At 38.7% G+C, this 426-nt stretch carries 1 protein-coding gene; it reads right to left on the reverse strand.

Annotated features, from left to right (window positions below):
• Positions 1–94: 94 nt before the first annotated feature.
• On the reverse strand, positions 95–426 hold a 332-nt coding region (locus tag D0817_RS25795), incomplete at its 5' end, for a hypothetical protein (RefSeq protein WP_161568470.1).

A 426-nucleotide genomic window follows, 5' to 3' on the forward strand; every position in this document is an offset into this window, starting at 1 on the left:
GTAATAACGTAGTTGCCCCATTTGATACCATACCACCTAGTACCCCTCCTCCAATAATTACTACTTCTTTATTCATTTTTGATTAATTTAATTACTAACTCTTTTTTGTGGCTAAATAAATTCCGCCTACTACCGCAACACCCCCCAAGATATATAAAACAGTATTGTCCGTTTTAAGGGGTTGCAAAGACGTTGTAGGACTTACAGTACTTACAGGCGTTAAATCCCCTACAGGCTGTTCGTATTGACCTGCATTAATTGTCGGGTTGGCAACAACTGGAGCAGGTTTTAACGTACTAACGGCCTGAACTTGTGGGTTAATGTTATTTTTAACAGTACTCACAATTGTTTTTCCAACGGCTGTTTTTGAAAGCGATGTCGCAGTATTGGCAATTTTACCAATAAAACTTGCAGAACCATCTGTCT

It is taken from the genome of Flavobacterium cupreum, from assembly GCF_003996965.1.
Lineage (GTDB): Bacteria > Bacteroidota > Bacteroidia > Flavobacteriales > Flavobacteriaceae > Flavobacterium > Flavobacterium cupreum.